Genomic DNA, 20,127 nt, shown 5'->3' on the forward strand with positions numbered 1-20,127 from the left:
AATGATTTGAGATGAGAGAATCTTACAATATTCGGGGGTATGATACAAGTTGAAAAAGGATGATTTATCTTTATAAATCAATGTGTTGCCATATTGATGAAATCCTCATAGTCGTCGAAGTGCGACATATTCAACTAAATGGTCTTTTCCTTTACGTAGAATGAGATTAGACCGTGGTCGTGTTGGCAATATATTTTCTTGTAAATTTTTCAAATTAATGGTTTGCCAAAGGTCTTCAGCAATTTTTAAAGCTTCTTTTTCGGTAAGGTGTGCATACCGATGAAAGTAGGATTCAGGATTTTGAAAAGTTGTTTTGCGCAAACGTTTGAAACGTTCCAAGTACCAGTGACGAATGACTTCTGTTTCGGCATCTACATAGATTGAAAAATCAAAAAAGTCTGAAACGAAAGGAATAATTTTTCCATCTTTAGGAAGATCACTGACCTGTAACACATTAATTCCTTCAACAATTAAAATATCGGGACGATCAATGATAATTGTTTGATTTTCTAGAACATCATAAGTCATATGCGAGTAAAGTGGAGCACGAACATTACCAATACCAGCTTTTATAGCAGAAAGAAAGCAGAGTAATTTTTTAATGTCATAAGAATCAGGAAATCCTTTACGATTCATACGGTTTTTTTGCTGTAAAACAGCGTTGGGATAAAGAAAACCATCTGTTGTAATCAAATCAACTTTAAGACTAGATGTCCAACGTTTCAAAAGTTCTTGAAGAATGCGAGCGGTAGTTGATTTTCCTACCGCAACAGAGCCAGCAATTCCAATGATAAAAGGCGTTTTTTTTGTTCCTTTTTGATGTAAAAATTGTTGACGTTTATGAAAAAGTTGCTGTACTGCTTCAACATGGCATGATAGCAGACGTGATAAGGAAAGATAAATACGTTGTACCTCTTCAAGGTCAATGGGATCATCGATTGAGCGCAAACGTTTAATTTCATCAAAAGTTAAGGTCAGCGGTGTGTCTGCACGAAATTGTGACCACTCTTGTGCAGTAAAGACACGGTAGGGTGAATATCGATCAGAAATGGATTTGACCAAGTTATTTTCTTGATCAATTTTTTGGAGAAGCGTATCAATCATTTGTGTTGGTCGAAAATTCTTTTGCTGTAGTAATTGATTAAGAGACAAACAGGTAGGCTATTTCGTATTCAAATGCGCTTTATTATGCATGTTCTCTTCTTTAAAGTAACAGATAGTCTTTTGTTAGCTTATAGTCCAGTCATTCCATTGTGCATTGATTTGTGCCAATGAGTACCCTTGTGCCAAAAAAGCCCACAAAAGTAAGCGTGCTTTTACTGCTGATAAATAACCAGACATAAGGGCACCAGAAGCAATCATATCAACTTCTGAACCTTTATAGCCATAAGTTTTGCGGGTTGTTGAGCCAGTGCAGGTACGGCTAGCGATAATGATTGGCATTTTTTGTGTATATTGTCGTATGATGTCTGCTTCTTCAAAACTGCAATGTCCTGATCCAAAACCAGCAACGACAAGTCCAGCATAATGCCCACTTTCAAGGCAGAATTTCATTAATTGTGTGTCAGAGGATAAAGAGGAGTATAAGAGTGCAATTTGATGATCATAGTTTTGGGGAAGATCAAATGTTGTCGGAAAAAATTTTTGGTCATTAAAATAAAGCAGTTTTCCTTCTAAAATAGTGCCTAAAATACCAACGAGGCCTGACTGAAATGTCTCAATTTTGACGGTATGGCTTTTTTGGACCCAATAAGGTGAATGAATGGTATCATTGATGACAACGAGAACGCCTCTGTTTCGACTTTGTGGATGAGCAGCAACGCGGGTTGCTGCTAAAATATTCGCTGGTCCATCAGCACCTGCTTCACAAGGTATACGCATAGCACCCGTTATAACGAGTGGTTCCGCTTTATCCCAATAAAGGGAAAGAAAAAAAGCAGTTTCTTCCAGTGTATCAGTACCTTGGGTTAAAACAATACCTTCTGCACCAGCTTTTATTTGTTGTGTTGCCCACTCTATGATTTCAAAAAGAATCTTAAAAGATAAAGATCCACTAGGCAATTGTGTTAATGTTTGCGCTTGAATATGAGCAACTTTATTTAAGTCAGGAACACTTTTGATGAGAATATCTGAGGTTAATATTGGTTGCATTTGGCCAAAATTGTCAGCCGCCATTGCAATTGTTCCTCCCAATGTTCCTATGGCTATTTTTTTCATCATTTTTCCTCTAAAAGACGCAAACTATTTACAAAAACTATTTAGCAACAATTTGCATTGATAACAATGATATCATTTTTTTATTTCAATAAATTGAATTGTGCTGAATCATTGTGTTTTGCAGTGTATGTTCTTAAATAAAGGCAATAGTGATTTGATTTTACATTTGATGAAAAGAAATCAATATTAAGAATAGAGGTTAATATTAATGAGTTTCCTTATGGAAGAACATAAACCAGACGTAATGTATGGTACGACTATTATTACTGTACGAAAAGATGGAAAAGTTGTGATGGCTGGTGATGGACAGGTTTCACTTGGGCAGACGATTATGAAAGGCAATGCACGCAAAGTTCGTCGTATTGGAAAGGGTGGAGCAGTTATTGCTGGTTTTGCAGGTGCTACAGCGGATGCTTTCACTTTATTGGAAAGATTGGAAACGAAGCTTGAGCAATATCCTGATCAGCTTATGCGTGCATGTGTAGAACTTGCAAAAGATTGGCGAACAGACCGCTATTTGCGTCGTCTCGAAGCAATGATGCTGGTAGCTGATAAGAAAATAACTTTAGCTTTAACAGGGCTGGGCGATGTTTTAGAGCCAGAAGATGGCGTTATGGCAATTGGTTCTGGAGGCAATTTTGCTCTTTCAGCTGCTCGAGTACTCATGGATATGGACTTGGATGCAGAAACCATTGCTCGTAAAGCTATGGATATTGCTGCTAAAATTTGTGTTTACACCAATGATCATTTTACGATTGAAACATTGGATACAGAATTATCATCTTTAGAGAAAGCTATTTGAATGTGTGTTGTATTTTCCCCTCGTGAGACTGTTTCTGAACTTGATCGTTTTATTATTGGCCAAGATGATGCCAAACGTTCTGTTGCTATTGCATTGCGTAATCGGTGGCGTAGACAGCAGCTTGATGGTCCTATGCGTGAAGAGGTTATGCCAAAAAATATTTTGATGATAGGGCCAACAGGTGTTGGTAAAACAGGTATAGCGCGTCGATTAGCAAAACTTTCTGGAGCGCCTTTTGTTAAAGTAGAAGCGACTAAATTTACTGAAGTTGGTTATGTAGGACGTGATGTTGAGCAAATTATTCGCGACCTTGTTGAGATTGCCATTTCTCTTGTGCGTGAAAAAAAACGAGAGGAAGTCAAAGTAAAGGCGCACGTTAATGCTGAAGAGCGCGTTTTAGATGCTCTTGTTGGGAAAACAGCAAGTCCCGCTACCCGTGATAGTTTTCGCAAAAAATTGCGTGAAGGTGAATTAGATGAGAAAGAGATTGAAATTGAAGTAGCTGATAATAACAGCAATAGCGCTTCGACTTTTGATATTCCGGGGATTCCAGGTGCGCAAATGGGAATAATGAATTTGTCAGATATTTTTGGCAAAATGGGAGGGCGTACAAAGGTCCGCAAAACGACAGTAAAAGATGCTTTTAAACCCCTCATGGATGATGAATCTGAAAAGCTTCTTGATCAAGATCAAATTATACAAGAAGCACTCCGTGTTACTGAAAATGATGGAATTGTTTTTATCGATGAGATTGATAAAATAGCAACCAGAGATGGTGGAGCAAGTGCTGCCATTTCGCGTGAAGGTGTTCAACGGGACCTTTTGCCTCTGGTGGAGGGAACAACAATTGCTACAAAGTATGGTCAAGTCAAAACAGATCATATTCTTTTTATTGCATCAGGCGCATTTCATGTTTCTAAGCCATCTGATTTATTGCCAGAACTTCAAGGGCGTTTGCCCATTCGGGTGGAGTTAAATGCTCTCACAAGGGAAGATTTACGACGTATTTTAACCGAACCTGAAGCCAGTCTGATTAAGCAATATATTGCTTTAATGGCAACGGAAGAGGTTCACTTAGAAATTACCGATGATGCGATTGATGCTTTAGCCGATATTGCTGTAGATTTAAATGCTAGGATTGAAAATATCGGGGCTCGTCGTTTGCAAACAGTGATGGAACGCGTTTTGGATGAGATTTCCTTTACAGCGCCTGATAAAGCTGGAACATCCTTTAAAGTTGACGCCGCTTATGTGAGAAAATCTATAGGTGAGCTTGCGGCTGATATTGATCTTTCACGCTTCATTCTTTAGAGAGATTGCTTGTTTTTATCTAGCGGCGTGCTTCGATAACTTTGAACCCATGGGCTTCTTCATGTATCAATACTGTGCGAAAAATGTCTTTTAACAATGTCTCATAAGGCAGGTGGCGATTAGCAACAAGAAGAAGATTGCCGCCTGGCTTTAGATATTTTGCAGCCTTTATAATAAAATTCTGTCCTAATGAAATATCTGTTGTTTGCTGCGTGTGAAATGGTGGATTTGAAATGATGGTATCATACAGATCTGTGATTGGTTCATGTACGAGATCATGCCAATAAAAATGAATCGGACAAGAAGCTGTTTTGTGTTTAAGGTGTTCTTTGGCTGCTTTCAAAGCGTTGTAGTCGGCCTCATAAAGGTCAAGTGTTGTTAGTTTTTCACTTTGTTCAAGAGCTTCGTAAGAAAGAAAACCCCAACCAGCACCAAAATCAGCAGTTTTTCCGCAAATAATTGTGCGCATATGGAAAGCAAGAGCGGCAGATCCCGGATCAATACGACCGTGCGAAAACATGCCAGAAGTGGTCTGAAATTTATTTTCAAAAGTAAGCGGTGGTGAGCGCAATTGCTCAATATTCTGTTTCTCTATTTTTTGTGGAACTTGAAGCCAGAATACCAGCCCATGGTTTTTAGAAAATTTATCAGTAACGGGAACAAATGTTTTGATCCATTTCATCATTGAGGCAGCGCCAGCTGTTTTATTTCCACCGATAACAATCCATCCACCAGGTTTGACGCATTCTAATAAATCAAGAAAACAATTTTGGTTAAAACCACGATATTTGCTCAAACGTAAGAGTGCACCATCATAGGTGAAGGTCCTATCTATTTGAGGAGTGCAGTGAAACTGAGCATTGGAAAATTTTAAAAAATCCGGTCGCCAAGGCGTTATAACATTTAAATTTTTTGCCCATTCGAGGCTAGGGATTTCTGTTAAACCAAAACCCAACCAAGACTGATTGGGATTGGGAAGAGGGAGGCTATGATTTTTAAAAGGTAAAAACAGTAACACATATGGCTCTTTCAAAGAAAAAATGCCATTCTGATATAAGAATGGCATCTTATTTTATGATAAGAAGGCAGATCATCCTTCTTTTACTGGCTTATCACTTGTAATTTCTTTACCGGTTTGTTGATCGATGATTTTCATTGATAACCGAACCTTGCCACGTTCATCAAAGCCCATTAATTTAACCCAAACTTTATCACCCTCTTTAACAACGTCTGTTGTTTTTGTGACGCGTTCTGATGCGAGTTGAGAGATGTGAACGAGTCCATCACGTGAGCCAAAGAAATTTACAAAAGCACCGAATTCTGCCGTTTTTACAACCGTTCCTTGGTAGATAGCACCAACTTCAGGTTCATCAACAATAGAATGGATCCAACGTTTTGCTGCTTCAATGGTTTTAGCATCGGCAGAAGCAATTTTAATTGTCCCATCATCTTCGATATTGATTTTTGCTCCAGTTTGTTCAACGATTTCTCGAATAACTTTACCGCCAGAGCCTATAACATCCCGAATTTTATCAACAGGAATGTTCATAACTTCGATGCGTGGAGAAAATTCACTGAGTTCTGCACGCGCACTGGTTAAAGCTTTAGCCATTTCGTTCAGGATATGGATTCGTCCCTCTTTGGCTTGATCAAGTGCGATTTTCATAATTTCTTCGGTAATACCATCAATTTTGATATCCATTTGTAAAGCAGTAATACCATTTTCTGTTCCTGCTACTTTAAAATCCATATCTCCAAGATGATCTTCATCTCCTAAAATATCGGAAAGGACAGCAAAGCGTTCACCTTCTTTAATCAAGCCCATAGCAATACCTGCAACAGGGCGTGCCAGAGGAACGCCAGCATCCATGAGAGCGAGTGAAGTTCCGCAAACAGTTGCCATGGAAGATGATCCATTGGATTCAGTAATTTCTGAAACAGCACGAATGGTATAGGGGAAGGATTCTTTAGTTGGCAACATAGGATGAAGAGCGCGCCATGCTAATTTGCCATGTCCAATTTCGCGACGACCAGGAGAACCAAGACGTCCTGTTTCACCTACTGAAAATGGTGGAAAATTGTAATGAAGGAGAAATGTTTCTTTATACATACCAGTTAAGGAGTCAACATATTGTTCATCTTCACCAGTTCCTAGTGTTGCAACGACAATTGCTTGTGTTTCTCCACGCGTAAAGAGTGCTGATCCATGTGTACGGGGTAAAATACTCACTTCTGATTGAATGGGGCGTACTGTCGAAAGATTGCGCCCATCAATGCGCTTTTCCGTGTCAAGAATGTTCCAGCGCACAATTTTTGCTTGCAATTGTTTGAAAACGGTTGCAATTTGATCTGTACTAAATTTACAATCCTCGTCCTCTTCTGGCATAAATTTGTTGATGACTTCTGTTTTTAGGGCGTCAATTGCAGCATAGCGTTCTTGTTTATCTGTAATAGTATAAGCCTTTCGTATATCCTGTTCAGCCATTTCCAGCATGGCTTTTTCAAGATCAGAAAGATCTTCGGGAACAAAGTCGCGTGGGTCTTTTGCAGCAACTTCGGCGAGCTTGATGATAGCATCAAGAACAGGTTGAAGGCCTTTGTGCCCAAACATAACGGCACCCAACATGATGTCTTCTGGCAATTCGTGTGCTTCTGATTCAACCATCAACACAGCGCTTTCTGTTCCTGCTACAACAAGATCAAGTTTTGATTCTGGCATTTCATCTATATGAGGATTGAGAACATATTGTCCGTTACAATATCCGACACGTGCACCAGCAATGGGGCCCATGAAAGGAACACCTGATAAGGTTAATGCGGCAGAAGATGCAATCATCGCAAGGATATCGGGATTATTCTCGAGATCATGTTGTATAACGGAAACAATGACTTGTGTATCATTTTTATATCCATCGGCGAAGAGGGGGCGAATTGGACGATCAATCAAGCGTGAAACTAAAGTTTCATTTTCAGTTGGTCGGCTTTCACGTTTCAAATAACCACCGGGGATTCTACCAACGGCATACGATTTTTCTTGATAATTAACTGTAAGTGGAAAAAAGTCTTGATCCGGTTTTGGAGTTTTTGCTGATACAACGGTTGCTAAGACAATAGTTTCTCCGTAGGTAGCAATTACTGCACCATCAGCTTGACGCGCTATTTTCCCTGTTTCGATGGTGAGTGGCCGCCCAGCCCATTCAATTTCTATCTTGTGCGTTTTGAACATTTTTTATCCTTAATGATCAGTGTTCATATTTTCAAGTGCTCACATTCTGTTTTTGCGGAGCATATTTAAAGTTATGGGCAGGATAACAAGACACTTCTGTCTGTTCGCGAGAAGAGAGAAGTAAATCGCCTTTAAAGGCGAAACAACGAGCAATTCTGCCTCATGATGATTATTTGTCAGTTTTTAAGTTTTTAACTAAAAGCAGCAAGCTGAAAAAAATGGGTGGTTTTAGAAAGACCACCCACCCATTTTTCTTTTAGCGGCGCAAACCTAACTTTCTGATAAGTGTCTGATAACGATTTTGGTCAATTCCTTTCAGATAATCAAGAAGACGACGACGTTGAGACACCATCTTCAAAAGACCACGACGAGAATGGTTATCCTTTTTATGAGATTTAAAATGGTTAGTTAAATTAGAAATACGTTCAGAAAGTACAGCGACCTGCACTTCTGGTGATCCTGTATCACCGACTTTATTTGCATATTCTGCGACAAGAGCTTGTTTACGTTCAGCTGTAATCGACATCGTATCATCCTTTCAAAAAACAAAGAAACAAAAGTCACCCACAGCCAAGATGTCGTTCAGCAGGGGTCTGTGAAAAAACAAGAAGAGTTGAACTCTCACTTGCTTTAGCATTTATATAGGAAAGGAGGTTAAAATACTAGTCCTTAAAAGCATCTTGAAGACCTTCTTTAGAGAAAGGATTTTTTTTGAAATATTGATTTTAAGTAGGTTTTATGAGAATTTTTTAAAGAATTATGCATCCTTTTGATACAAAGATGACGGCTTACGGAGAGAGTGTGTGGTAAGAAAAGCGATAAATATCGATTGGGAGGCAAAAGATGCAGAGCATTTCAACATTAGAACTTTTTCGTAATTCGGTATTTCGAAATTTGTGGTCATCCACTCTCATTTCTAATTTAGGGGGGCTTATCCAAGCTGTAGGAGCAGGGTGGTTAATGGCGTTAATAAGTTCTTCGCACTCCATGGTTGGACTTGTTCAAAGCGCTACCACATTACCACTTGTGATATTTTCTCTGATGGCAGGGGCATTGGCTGACAATTTCAATCGGCGCCAAATTATGTTGTATGCCCAGATTATAATGATGGTTATATCAATGAGTTTGGCTATTTTATCCTATATGGGCGTTTTAACACCTGGGCTTCTCTTATGCTTTACGTTTTTAATTGGGTGTGGAAGTGCCTTTTATAATCCTTCTTGGCAGGCAACAATAGGAGATATTGTGAGCAGGGAAAATATTCCTGCTGCTGTTAGTTTAAACAGTGTTGGCTTTAATTTGATGCGTAGTGTAGGCCCTGCTATTGGTGGTGCTATTATTGCAACTCTGGGGGCAGCCGCAGCTTTTTTATTTAATGCAATAAGTTACATTCCTTTAATTGGTGCTTTGTTTTTTTGGAAACCGAGCTATGAAAATAACAAATTGCCACGAGAAAGGCTTTTAGGAGCTGTTTCAGATGGTTTGCGTTATGTTGCGATGTCACCCAATCTTTTAAGTATTATGGTCAGGGCATTTCTTTTTGGCATTGGGGCAATTTCGATTTTGGCTCTCTTACCAATTGTTGTGCATAAAATTCTTGGAGGAAGCGCTCTTCTTTATGGGACATTGCTTGGTTGTTTTGGTCTTGGAGCTATGACGGCTGGTATGATTAATGCATCTGTACGGCGTTTTTTTCGTTTAGAGACGATTATTGCAAGTTCATTTATTGGTTTTGCCTTTTCTTGCTTTTTTTTAGCAATGAGCCGTTCATTGATTGTAAGCCATATTGCTTTGTTTCCTGCAGGCTTATGTTGGGTTTTGGCGTTATCGCTATTTAATACATCTGTACAGCTTTCTACACCGCGTTGGGTTGTTGCACGTGCTTTAGCGCTTTATCAAACTGCATCTTATGGAGGGATGGCAATTGGAAGCGTAATTTGGGGTGTTTTAGCTGATGGTTATTCTCCTACTGTTGCGTTGAATGTGTGTTCTCTTTTCTTGGTTTTTGGAGCTCTTGCGGGGATAAAGTTTAGAATTCAGGAAATTCCCCAAATAGATTTGGATCCGCTTGATCATTTCCGAGAACCAGAGCTTTTACTTGACTTAAAAGCACAAAGCGGTCCGATTATGATTATGATCGATTATCAAATTCATGAAAATGATCTTGAAGAATTTCTCAAAGTGATGACACGTCGTCGCCATATTCGTTTACGTGATGGCGCTCGCCAATGGGTTCTCTTACGAGATCTTGAAAGACCTGAATATTGGACAGAAGTTTATCATATGCCAACATGGGTAGATTATCTACGCCATAATCACCGCCGCATAAAAGCAGACGCAGAGGTGAATAAGCTTCTGCGTCATTTAAATCGTGCACCTGACGGGATAAGAGTACACCGCATGATTGAGCGGCAAACAATACCACAAGCCAATGAGATGCTTTTAAAATCCTCTGCTGATCAAATACCTTAAAGATAAGAGGAGAGTTATACAGTTTTTTATAAACTGTTATAAATGCAATTTATTTTTATGGAATAAATTTGTTAGTATGAACAGAACAGAAGAAAAATGAGATATTTCAGTGAGCACTTTATGTTTGTTGATAAGTTGAGGATAGATTTCTGTTGAATAAACAGTCGGAAATTATAGGTATTGTGCTTCATTTAAGCTAAAGCTTTTCTCATTCTACAATTTTTTTTTAACACTAAAGATATGCACGTATATCCAGTAATGATCAGAGATAATTTAAAATAACAAAGACAAATTCTTGTGCTTTTATTTATACAAGAGAAGGTTGGATTTATGAATGCCTTACTAATTGAGGTTCTGATATGAATTATCATAAAAAGGTAAAGCAATGAAAAAACCTTCTTCTCTTTATTGATATAAAAAATATCTTTTTAAAGAGACTATTCTGAATCAAATTGTGAAAATCCGCTTTGGTTTGAACAAGCTTTTATCGAGGGAACCTATAGCAAGAAGTTGTCCTTTGTAGGTGACACAAATCTCATCTTCATCAAGAGGTGCATTGTGAGTACAAAGAGGTATAGAAGTGCCCATCATGACACGCTGTGCTTGGGTTTCGCTAAGGGTGTAATGAGAGAGGCAATCCAGTGCAGCACCTGTTTCAATTAAAAGTGCATCAAGTGTTGAAAAATTTCTTTTAGGAGAAACATCATTTTCATTTGTTGCATTTTTATCCAGTGCTACCGCTTTTAGTTCATCCCACGTGATGAGATCATCTTCACAAAAGGGAGCCACTGCGATACGTCTTAAATGAGCAATATGCCCATAACAACCAAGATCACGTCCCATATCGCGTGCTAAGGAACGTACATAGGTTCCTTTTCCGCAGGTTATTTCAAAGAGTGAACATTCTTTGCTAGGAGATTCTATTAATTTAAAAGTTTCTATTTCCACTTGGCGCGGTGGAATATTAACAATTTCACCTTCGCGGGCTAGATCATAGGCGCGGTTACCAGAAATTTTAATTGCTGAAAATTGTGGGGGTGTTTGTAAAATAACGCCTGTATATTGAGGAAGAAGAGCGAGTATCTCTTCTTGTGTTGGACGTTTGAGAGATGTTTTTGTTATTTCACCCTCGAGATCGTCTGTTGAACGCTCTTCTCCCCAAGCGATTTCAAAGCGGTAGGTTTTTGTTCCTTGCATCACGTAAGGCACGGTTTTAGTTGCTTCGCCCAATGCAATTGGTAAGAGACCAGAAGCAAGAGGATCCAGCGTTCCCGCATGTCCTGCTTTTTGCGCATGAAAGAGCCATTTAATTTGTGAAACAGCTTCTGTTGATCTCATTCCTTTGGGTTTATCAAAGATGACCCAACCAGAAACAGAACGGCCTTTTTTTTTACGTTGCCGTGCCATATTTCTAATCCTCAATTTTATCACTATGGTGAAGATCGCGTGCGACCTCAGGTAAGCGAAGTAGGGTATCGATTTTTAAAAAATTATCAAAACTACTATCAAGTCGAAAACGCAGTTCAGGCATATATTTCATTTGTCGCAATGCATGACTGATTTCCCCACGGATAAAGCGGCTATGTTTATTGAGTATATCAACGACACAACCATGAGATGCACTTTTGAGAGTACTGAGGGGAGAAACAAAGCAGGTAGCAATTTTTAAATCTGCTGACATGCGCACTTCCGAGACAGAAATCACCATGTTTTTCAAGGCATCCTCGAGTAAAATGCCACGCTGTAGTACATGGGATACTGCGTGGCGGACTTGCTCTCCTACTCTGAGTTGACGTTGTGATGGCCCTGTATTTTTCATCGAAATCTTATCCTTGTTACAATCACTTTTCTTTTGATCATCTTAAAAGATTTAAAAAGAACAAAGCACTTGCACATAAAATTCAATAACTTTTTTCATTTTTAGGAATAAAGCCATTAAATTATTTTATAATGTGCGATTAATATGTTCGATGCGGAAAGTTTCAATGATGTCTCCTGCGCGCATATCTTCATAGTTTTCGAATGCTATTCCACATTCTTGCCCACTCTGCACTTCATTGACTTCATCTTTAAAGCGCTTGAGTGTTTTTAGTTTCCCTTCGTGAATAACAATATTATCACGGATAAGGCGAACACCAGCGCCCCGTTCTATTTTACCTTCTGTCACACGACAACCAGCAACTTTTCCAATTTTTGTAATATTAAAGACTTCCAGAATTTCAGCATTACCAAGGAAAGTCTCACGCTGTTCTGGTGAGAGCAACCCTGACATAGCGGCTTTTATGTCGTCAACAAGATCGTAGATGATGTTGTAATAGCGAATTTCAATTCCTTGAGTTTTAGCACAATCACGTGCTTGTTTATTGGCGCGAACATTAAAACCAATGACAGCTGAGTGAGAAGCTTCAGCAAGAGAAATATCACTTTCAGTGATACCTCCGGCACCAGAATGCACAATACGTGCACGGACTTCCTCATTCCCCAGCTTTTCTAATGCTGAAGCGATTGCTTCAATTGACCCTTGTACATCTCCTTTAATAATAAGAGGAAATTCTTTAACACCAGTGGTTTGTAATCTGGTCATCATTTGTTCGAGAGAACCACGAGACCCCGTTTGTCGAGCGACAGCTTTATCACGTGCTAATCGCTGACGGTATTCAGAAATTTCGCGTGCTTTTGCTTCATGAGTAACAACAGCAAATCTATCACCAGCTTGTGGTGTTCCCTGCATACCTAAAATTTCAATGGGTGTAGAAGGAACGGCTTCTTTAATATGACGACCATGGTCATCAATCAAAGCGCGTACGCGTCCCCATTCATTACCAGCAACGATAATATCAGAGGGATGCAACGTTCCTTTTTGCACAAGAACTGTTGCAACAGATCCACGTCCTCGATCCAGTTTAGCTTCAATGACCACGCCTTCTGCTGTCCGTTGAGGATCTGCTTTTAGATCAAGAATTTCAGCTTGAAGGAGAATAGCTTCGAGAAGTTTATCAAGATTTTGACCAGTTTTAGCAGAAACTTCAACTTCCAAAGTTTCTCCACCCATGGTTTCAACAAACACTTCATGTTGTAGAAGTTCTGTACGCACTTTTTGAGCATCAGCAGCTGGTTTATCAATTTTGTTGATAGCAACAATAATGGGCACACCAGCAGCTTTGGCATGATTGATTGATTCAATCGTTTGCGGCATGACACTATCATCAGCAGCTACAACGAGAACAGCAATATCTGTAACACGCGCTCCACGAGCACGCATCGCTGTGAAGGCGGCATGTCCAGGTGTATCAATAAAGGTAATTTTTTGACCATTTTGTTCCACTTGATAAGCACCAATATGCTGTGTAATCCCACCGGCTTCACCAGAAACAACATTTGCTTTTCGAATAGCATCAAGAAGAGAAGTTTTTCCGTGGTCGACATGGCCCATAATTGTTACGACAGGCGGACGCGGCTGCATTTTCTGAGGATTATCAGCTATATTAAAGATGCCTTCTTCTACGTCAGATTCTAAAACACGTTTGACAGTGTGTCCAAATTCAACAGCGATGAGCTCAGCAACATCGGCATCAATAACATCGCCTGGTTTCATCATTTGTCCCTGTTTCATGAGGAATTTAATCACATCAACAGAGCGTTCAGTCATACGCTGTGCAAGTTCTTGAATCGTAATGGTTTCAGGAAGAACAACTTCACGAGAAATTTTTTCCCTTGGTTCTTGGTTTTGTGCACGTTTAAATTTTTCCTGCCTGCGACGCATAGCAGCCATTGAACGTCCACGCGCGCTTCCTTCTTCATCCAGAGCACTATGAAGGGTTAGCTTTCCACGACGTCGTTCATCAGCACCTTTCACAACTTTAGGTGCACGCGCTTCTAATTTAGCAGGGTTAGCGCGTCGGCTATGTCGATCATCTTCTTTATTTTCATCTGCTTTACGTTTTTCGATGACAGTTGTATTTTTAGGTGGAATAGGGATATCAATTGGTTCTATGAAGGAGGGAGTGGAAGGAGAAGGCGCAGATTGTTCTGGTTGACTTTCTTCTTCTTGATGTATTTTTGTTTCTTGAATTGACTGCTGTAAACTTTCTTCACGTTCTTTTGCTCGTCTTGCTTCTTCTTCAGCTAGTTCACGTGTTATTTTTTCTTGGATATGTGCTTCTTCTAATGCACGAAGTCTCGCTTGCATTTCAGCAGATGAGAGATTGCTTTTATTAGCGACGGGCTCATGGGGTTTTGCTTCTTCGAATCGAGGTTTAGAACGTTGAGAAGCCACATGAGGTTTTGTAATTGGCTGTTGTATTTCAACTTTTTCGTCAGGACGCGTGATTTTGCGTCGTTTAGTTTCGACAACCACAGCTTTTGTACGGCCATGGCTGAAATTTTGTTTGACCGTACCTGTTTCTAGGACTGACCGCTTTAAGGTTAGTGTCCTCTTGACTGTTATCTTGTCGTTATTCTTTTCACTCATTGTATTTCCTTCACGGCTTGTGCCGTTCTCTCACCAGGCTTGCTGTGCGTGTTATCACGATAGGCGAGCAGTTTATTTATCGTTTTGAGAAATCCTTCAGCAGCTTTGGTGTCCAATAAGGCGGCATGCATGACAGGATTAGCGCCAAAAGCCACCCGCATTTCATCACTTGTAAATAAAGATATGTTTTTTATATTTCGTCTTGTTTGTTGTTGTATTGTATGGATGGCTTGTGCAATTTTGCGCTTTCCATCTTCTGTAGCTTCTTTAGCGTGAAGTACGAGAATAACTTGACCAGAACGGATAGCAGCATCCACTTTTGTTGCCCCCATGACAATGGCGCCGGCTTTTCGCGCCATGGAAAGGCTTGAAAGAGCGGCTTTTAGCAAAAGCGTATCAACAATATGCGCAAGATTTTGTGCAACCTCAACATCTATCTTAAATTTTTTCTTAAAAGCATTCTGTTTGATTGCTGTTTCAATGGCAGAATGGTGAGCAGAAACCCAAACGCCACGCCCAGGCAAATTGGATTTCAGATCAGGGACAATTTGATTATTGGGACCAATAACAAAACGGATCAGCGTTTCTGCTGAAGCATTTTTTCTTGTCACAATGCAGGTCCGTTCATTCATTTAAACTGTATCCACGTTCAAATTATCACTTTTTTCATCTTTTGCAGAGCTTTCATTTTCTGCAGGTGTTTCTGTAACAAGATCAGCTTGCTCTATCCAACCTGCTTGCACACGCGCTGCTAAAATCATAGCTTCTGCATCAGCACGTGTAATATCAAATGGGGTCAGGATACCAGAAAAACTCTGTGTTTGACCTTCTTTACGTTCTCTCCAGCCAACCAAATCATCGACTGCATAACCAGCAAAATCTTCTATTGTTTTTACACCATCTTCGCCAATAGCAACCAACATAGCACTTGTCAGTCCAGGAATTGCTCGCAATTCATCAGAAACACCGAGTTCTTTGCGCTTTTCATCAAGCTCTTTTTCTTTATGTTCGAGATGTTCGCGTGCGCGGCTTTGGATTTCAGCAGCAGTTTCATGATCAAAACCATCAATGGAGGCAATTTCTTCGAGATCAATATAGGCGATTTCCTCAATAGAAGAAAAACCTTCTGATGCCATAACCTGCCCAATCATCTCATCAACATCTAGGGATTCCATGAACAATTTACTACGTTCGGTAAATTCTTTTTGACGGTTTTCAGATTCTTCCTGTTCCGTTAAAATATCAATATTCCACCCTGTTAATTGTGAAGCTAAGCGAACATTTTGTCCACGACGACCAATGGCAAGACTGAGCTGGTCGTCAGGTACGACGACTTCGATACGTTCCGCATCTTCATCGAGAACAACTTTCGAAACTTCAGCCGGTTGTAGTGCATTGACAATAAATGTTGCAGCATCAGGAGACCAAGGAATAATATCAATTTTTTCACCTTGTAATTCTGCAACAACAGCCTGAACACGGCTTCCTCGCATTCCAACACACGCTCCAACAGGATCAATGGAACCATCGCGTGAGACAACAGCAATTTTAGCACGTGAACCTGGATCGCGGGCAACGGATTTAATTTCTATAATACCATCATAGATTTCCGGTACTTCCATAGTAAAAAGTTTCACCATAAATTGAGGATGTGTACGCGAAAGGAAAATTTGCGGACCGCGCGATTCACGATGCACATCATTGACAAAGGCACGAATACGATCTCCATAGCGAAAAGATTCACGTGGAATTAATTCATCACGGCGCACGATAGCTTCACCACGACCTAAATCAACGATCACATTGCCATATTCCACACGTTTTACTGTACCAGAAATAATTTCACCAATTTTATTTTTAAATTCTTCATATTGCTGATCACGCTCTGCATCACGTACCTTTTGGACAATAACTTGTTTAGCAGATTGTGCTGCGATACGTCCAAAGTCCATAGGAGGTAAAAGATCAGCAAAAAAATCACCAATTTTTGCATCTTCTTGACGTTTGAGTGCATCAGTCAAAGTAATTTCGGTGGTATAATCCTCAATAACATCAACAATTTTAAGCAGGCGTTGTAATTTAATTTCACCTGTTTTGGAGTTTATTTCAGCACGGATATTTGTTTCTTGACCATAACGAGAACGTGCTGCTTTCTGAATAGCATCAGCCATTGCAGAAATGACAATTTCACGATCAATTGACTTTTCACGTGCAACAGCATCTGCAATTTGCAGAATTTCAAGCCTGTTAGCGCTTGTAGCCATCAATTTTCTCCTTCTTTGTGCCACTCGATGGGCATTTCCCAGTGATATTAATTCTTGTCATTTGATGTTTTTTTCGAGACATGAGAATTATCTTCGGGAATTAATTGTTGACTTAAATCTTTATTTTTTTTCAATGCGTCGCGAATAAGTTCATCGGTAAGTACCAAATGTGCGTTTGTAATATCACAAAAGGGGATAGAGGTATACATGGCTTCTCCATATGCGGCTTTATCAGTATTTAAAATAAATCCGTCTTCTGTGATATTTGTAAGTGTTCCACGGAATTTTCGGCGCCCATCAATTGTTGTTTTGGTTTCAATTTTTGCAAGATGCCCTTGCCAATGAAAAAAGTCAGATTTTCTTACCAGTGGGCGATCAATACCAGGAGATGAAATTTCTAAGTGATATTTGCGTTCAATAACATTTTGCACGTCAAGGAGGGGAGAAACAGTTCGACTAACAATTTCACAATCTTCCACGGTCATAGAGCCATCTGCGCGTTCAATCATAATCTGAAGAGTTAAACCATTCAGACCGAGCAGTTTAACGCGAACTAAACGAAAACCTAAAGGTTTAAGCAATGGTAAGATAAGAGCAGCAACACGCGCCTCAACGCCATCTTCTTCAAAAAGGCGTGGTTCATCAAGATCACTTATTTTTTCAGTTTCGTTCATACATTTTGTCCAAGTCATTTTCATCAGTTTTATGACATTAAAAAAGAGCGGGTCCAACGGCCCACTCCTCATCATAAGACCAAGAATTTAGCTATTGATACTCTTAAATTCAAAACTTTTCAAGTTGTTTATAAGAAAGGCGTTTTATGATTTATTTTTTGATAAAGGTAAGATAGGTAGGTATCCGCCCTTCGCGGAGAGCTTTTGCTTCATAGCGGGTTCCTAACCATAGCGGATAAGGAGTTTTCCAATCCTTAGAGGTTTCTGCTTCCCACTCAAAATTATTATGTTGTGCACAATGGTAGAGGGTCCAGTTTACATAATCGTCTATGTCGCTAGCAAAGCGAAATTTTTTACCTGTTTTAAGAACACGAGCGAAACGATTCAGATTTTTTATGTTAATGAAACGGCGTTTCCAATGCTTTTTTTTAGGCCATGGATCAGGATAGAAAAGATCTATTCCATCAAGTGATGCATTTGGAAGCCAATCAAGAAGATGTGTAGCATCATCATCATAAAGGCGAATATGGCTTTGATACTTTTTATACTGTTCAAGAGACAGTAACATTTTTGCCATACCATTGATAAAGGGCTCGATGCCAATAAAACCAGTTTGCGGAAAATGGTCCATTTCATGAAGTAAATGCTCACCTCCACCAAAACCAATTTCAAGCCGGACTTCTGTTACTTTATTGGGAAATAGGGATGTTAAGTCGATGGGTGAAGGGGTATTTAAATCAATCTTAAAAGTTGGGAGAAGCGTGTTTATACGTGCAAGTTGACTGTTTCTTAGGCGTTTTCCTTGTCGGCGACCAAAGAAGGCTTCACGCGTACGTGTATTATGCTCAGTCATGACATTTTAATCATTTTGTGAAGGGTTTCGATAAGATCGGTTTTTTCCCACGAAAATGAACCATCAAGTTGTGGCTTACGCCCAAAATGGCCATAGGCGGCTGTTTTGGTATAAATAGGTTTATTAAGGTCAAGATGTTTTCTAATGCCAGTTGGTGAAAGGTCCATTATTTTGCGAATAGCTGCTTCGAGAATTTTCTCATCGACTTTTCCTGTTCCATGGAGATTAAGATAAATAGATAAGGGTTGTGCGATGCCAATTGCATAAGAGAGTTGAATGGTGCATCGATCTGCTAAATCAGCCGCAACAATATTCTTAGCGAGATAGCGTGCAGCATAGGCTGCAGAACGATCGACTTTTGTCGTATCTTTGCCTGAAAAAGCGCCTCCACCATGAGGAGCAGCGCCTCCATAAGTATCAACAATAATTTTGCGCCCCGTTAATCCGGCATCGCTTTGAGGACCACCGATAACAAATTTCCCTGTTGGATTAATGTACCAACTGCATTGATCAGAAATGGGGATATCATGCAAAGCTTGACGAATATAGGGTTCGACCACTGTACGTACTTTATTGGAATCCCAACTTTCATCTAAATGTTGTGTTGAAAGAACGATAGAGGTCACCTCTATGGGTTTTCCATTTTTATACCGTATTGTTATTTGGCTTTTGGCATCTGGTCCTAATTTTCCAGTTTCTCCTTCCTTTTTATGGCGCGCAGCTGCAAGAAGTTTGAGAATTTTATGCGCATAATAAATGGGTGCTGGCATGAGTTCAGGTGTTTCACGGCAAGCATATCCAAACATGATACCTTGATCACCTGCTCCTTCTTCACCATGCCGGTCCATGGCGTTATCAACTCCACGTGCAATATCAGTTGATTGAGGGCGTAGAAGAACATCAATTTTAACAGTTTTCCAATGGAATCCGGTTTGTTCATAGCCAATTGCACGGATAGCACGACGCGCTACTGCACGAAAACGAGTAGGATTAATGAGAGGGCAACCAGTTTCATCGTAGATGATTTCTTTATTTTTATCTCTTTTTAAAAGTGTATCAGGAACACGCACTTCACCGGCAATAACAACACGGTTTACACTTACGAGGGTTTCACAAGCGATTCGTACAATCCATGGATCTGTACCGGTTTTTTGTGCTTCTTTATAAACCATATCAACGATTTCATCAGAAATACGATCACAGATTTTGTCAGGATGCCCTTCCGATACCGATTCACTCGTAAAAAGATAATCTTGATGCGGCATAGGAACTCCTTCAAAAAAGAAAACCAACAGTTATGAATCGTCTATTAAAGTTGCCCCTATTTGCCAATACAACGGCAAATCGTCAATGCTGATTTATAAGATAAGTGAGAGAAAAGATAGAATTTTTATTTTATAGCTTATTTGTCATATCTTCTTCAGAAAGTGCTTTTGCCAAATCAATAATTTTTCGGCGCACTTTAGCGTCAGATATATTCGTAAAAGCACGCATGAGCTGGATTCCTTCACTGCTAGAGCAAAAATCCATAAAATCATTATCGCTTTCAGCAAAACCTTCTACATGTTGTGTATTAAGGCCTTTATCAAAAAAATAAGAAACAGGAACATCCATAATTTCTGCAATTGCTTGAAGACGACTTGCGCCAATACGATTTGTACCTTTTTCATATTTCTGGATTTGCTGGAAAGTGATGCCTAGTTTTTCACCTAGCTTCTCTTGAGTAAGTCCTAAAATATTACGACGTAAACGAATACGGGTTCCAACATAGACATCTATAGGATCGGGTTTTTTTCTAGTTTCAGTCATAATGCAACTCTTTATTTCCAGCACTCTG

General features: G+C 39.6%; 17 protein-coding genes. 3 read left to right on the forward strand and 14 right to left on the reverse strand.

Going from position 1 to position 20,127, the window contains the following annotated elements; all coding sequences use genetic code 11:
* Positions 1-105: 105 nt before the first annotated feature.
* Both coaA and ME1_RS05230 read right to left on the reverse strand, forming a co-directional pair.
* Positions 106-1,050, reverse strand: coding sequence for a type I pantothenate kinase (gene coaA / locus ME1_RS05225; RefSeq protein ID WP_245256278.1), 945 nt, complete (start codon positions 1,048-1,050; stop codon positions 106-108).
* 177 nt (positions 1,051-1,227) lie between these two features.
* Positions 1,228-2,217 (reverse strand): asparaginase, encoded by a 990-nt coding sequence (locus ME1_RS05230; protein WP_004864295.1) that lies wholly within the window; start codon positions 2,215-2,217, stop codon positions 1,228-1,230.
* Positions 2,218-2,437: 220 nt separating this feature from the next.
* Here ME1_RS05230 and hslV point away from each other — a divergent pair, with 220 nt between their 5' ends.
* Both hslV and hslU read left to right on the forward strand, forming a co-directional pair.
* Positions 2,438-3,019, forward strand: a complete 582-nt coding sequence (gene hslV, locus ME1_RS05235) for an ATP-dependent protease subunit HslV (protein WP_035008919.1) — start codon at positions 2,438-2,440, stop codon at positions 3,017-3,019.
* Positions 3,020-4,330: an ATP-dependent protease ATPase subunit HslU gene (gene hslU / locus ME1_RS05240; RefSeq protein ID WP_004864299.1), complete on the forward strand. Its 1,311-nt coding sequence runs from the start codon at positions 3,020-3,022 to the stop codon at positions 4,328-4,330. It begins immediately after the preceding gene.
* Between the two features lie 19 nt (positions 4,331-4,349).
* Here the strand turns inward: hslU and ME1_RS05245 are convergent, their stop codons facing one another.
* The 3 genes from ME1_RS05245 to rpsO form a co-directional block, all read right to left on the reverse strand.
* Positions 4,350-5,348 carry a class I SAM-dependent methyltransferase gene (locus tag ME1_RS05245; RefSeq protein ID WP_004864301.1) on the reverse strand — a complete coding sequence of 333 codons (999 nt, stop codon included), beginning with the start codon at positions 5,346-5,348 and terminating at the stop codon, positions 4,350-4,352.
* A 72-nt stretch (positions 5,349-5,420) separates the two neighbouring features.
* Complete coding sequence (gene pnp, locus ME1_RS05250) at positions 5,421-7,556, reverse strand: polyribonucleotide nucleotidyltransferase (protein WP_004864304.1); 2,136 nt, start codon at positions 7,554-7,556, stop codon at positions 5,421-5,423.
* Positions 7,557-7,812: 256 nt separating this feature from the next.
* On the reverse strand, positions 7,813-8,082 hold the full coding sequence (gene rpsO / locus ME1_RS05255) for a 30S ribosomal protein S15 (protein ID WP_004864305.1): 270 nt from the start codon (positions 8,080-8,082) through the stop codon (positions 7,813-7,815).
* Positions 8,083-8,399: 317 nt separating this feature from the next.
* Here rpsO and ME1_RS05260 point away from each other — a divergent pair, with 317 nt between their 5' ends.
* Complete coding sequence (locus ME1_RS05260; protein ID WP_004864306.1) at positions 8,400-10,028, forward strand: MFS transporter; 1,629 nt, start codon at positions 8,400-8,402, stop codon at positions 10,026-10,028.
* A 447-nt stretch (positions 10,029-10,475) separates the two neighbouring features.
* On the opposite strand, the gene truB is transcribed toward ME1_RS05260, so the two are convergent.
* The 9 genes from truB to ME1_RS05305 all read right to left on the reverse strand — a co-directional run bounded on the left by truB (position 10,476) and on the right by ME1_RS05305 (position 20,099).
* Positions 10,476-11,435, reverse strand: coding sequence for a tRNA pseudouridine(55) synthase TruB (gene truB / locus ME1_RS05265; protein WP_004864308.1), 960 nt, complete (start codon positions 11,433-11,435; stop codon positions 10,476-10,478).
* Between the two features lie 4 nt (positions 11,436-11,439).
* The gene (gene rbfA, locus ME1_RS05270) at positions 11,440-11,847 is read right to left on the reverse strand and encodes a 30S ribosome-binding factor RbfA (protein ID WP_004864309.1); all 408 of its coding nucleotides are present in this window, start codon (positions 11,845-11,847) and stop codon (positions 11,440-11,442) included.
* Between the two features lie 126 nt (positions 11,848-11,973).
* Positions 11,974-14,499 (reverse strand): translation initiation factor IF-2, encoded by a 2,526-nt coding sequence (infB, locus tag ME1_RS05275; protein WP_004864311.1) that lies wholly within the window; start codon positions 14,497-14,499, stop codon positions 11,974-11,976.
* Positions 14,496-15,131: an RNA-binding protein gene (locus ME1_RS05280; RefSeq protein ID WP_004864314.1), complete on the reverse strand. Its 636-nt coding sequence runs from the start codon at positions 15,129-15,131 to the stop codon at positions 14,496-14,498. The genes infB and ME1_RS05280 overlap by 4 nt, the downstream gene beginning before the upstream one ends.
* Positions 15,132-16,763 (reverse strand): transcription termination factor NusA, encoded by a 1,632-nt coding sequence (gene nusA, locus ME1_RS05285; protein WP_004864315.1) that lies wholly within the window; start codon positions 16,761-16,763, stop codon positions 15,132-15,134. It abuts the gene before it with no gap.
* A 47-nt stretch (positions 16,764-16,810) separates the two neighbouring features.
* The gene (gene rimP / locus ME1_RS05290; RefSeq protein ID WP_035008921.1) at positions 16,811-17,461 is read right to left on the reverse strand and encodes a ribosome maturation factor RimP; all 651 of its coding nucleotides are present in this window, start codon (positions 17,459-17,461) and stop codon (positions 16,811-16,813) included.
* A gap of 127 nt (positions 17,462-17,588) precedes the next feature.
* The gene (locus ME1_RS05295; protein ID WP_004864319.1) at positions 17,589-18,290 is read right to left on the reverse strand and encodes a tRNA (guanine(46)-N(7))-methyltransferase TrmB; all 702 of its coding nucleotides are present in this window, start codon (positions 18,288-18,290) and stop codon (positions 17,589-17,591) included.
* Entirely contained in the window at positions 18,287-19,555 is a 1,269-nt protein-coding gene (metK, locus tag ME1_RS05300; RefSeq protein ID WP_004864321.1) for a methionine adenosyltransferase, read from the reverse strand. The genes ME1_RS05295 and metK overlap by 4 nt, the downstream gene beginning before the upstream one ends.
* A gap of 130 nt (positions 19,556-19,685) precedes the next feature.
* Positions 19,686-20,099 carry a helix-turn-helix domain-containing protein gene (locus ME1_RS05305; protein ID WP_004864323.1) on the reverse strand — a complete coding sequence of 138 codons (414 nt, stop codon included), beginning with the start codon at positions 20,097-20,099 and terminating at the stop codon, positions 19,686-19,688.
* Between the last annotated feature and the right edge of the window lie 28 nt (positions 20,100-20,127).

The sequence above is a fragment of the Bartonella vinsonii subsp. arupensis OK-94-513 genome (genome assembly GCF_000278235.1).
Classification (GTDB): domain Bacteria; phylum Pseudomonadota; class Alphaproteobacteria; order Rhizobiales; family Rhizobiaceae; genus Bartonella; species Bartonella arupensis.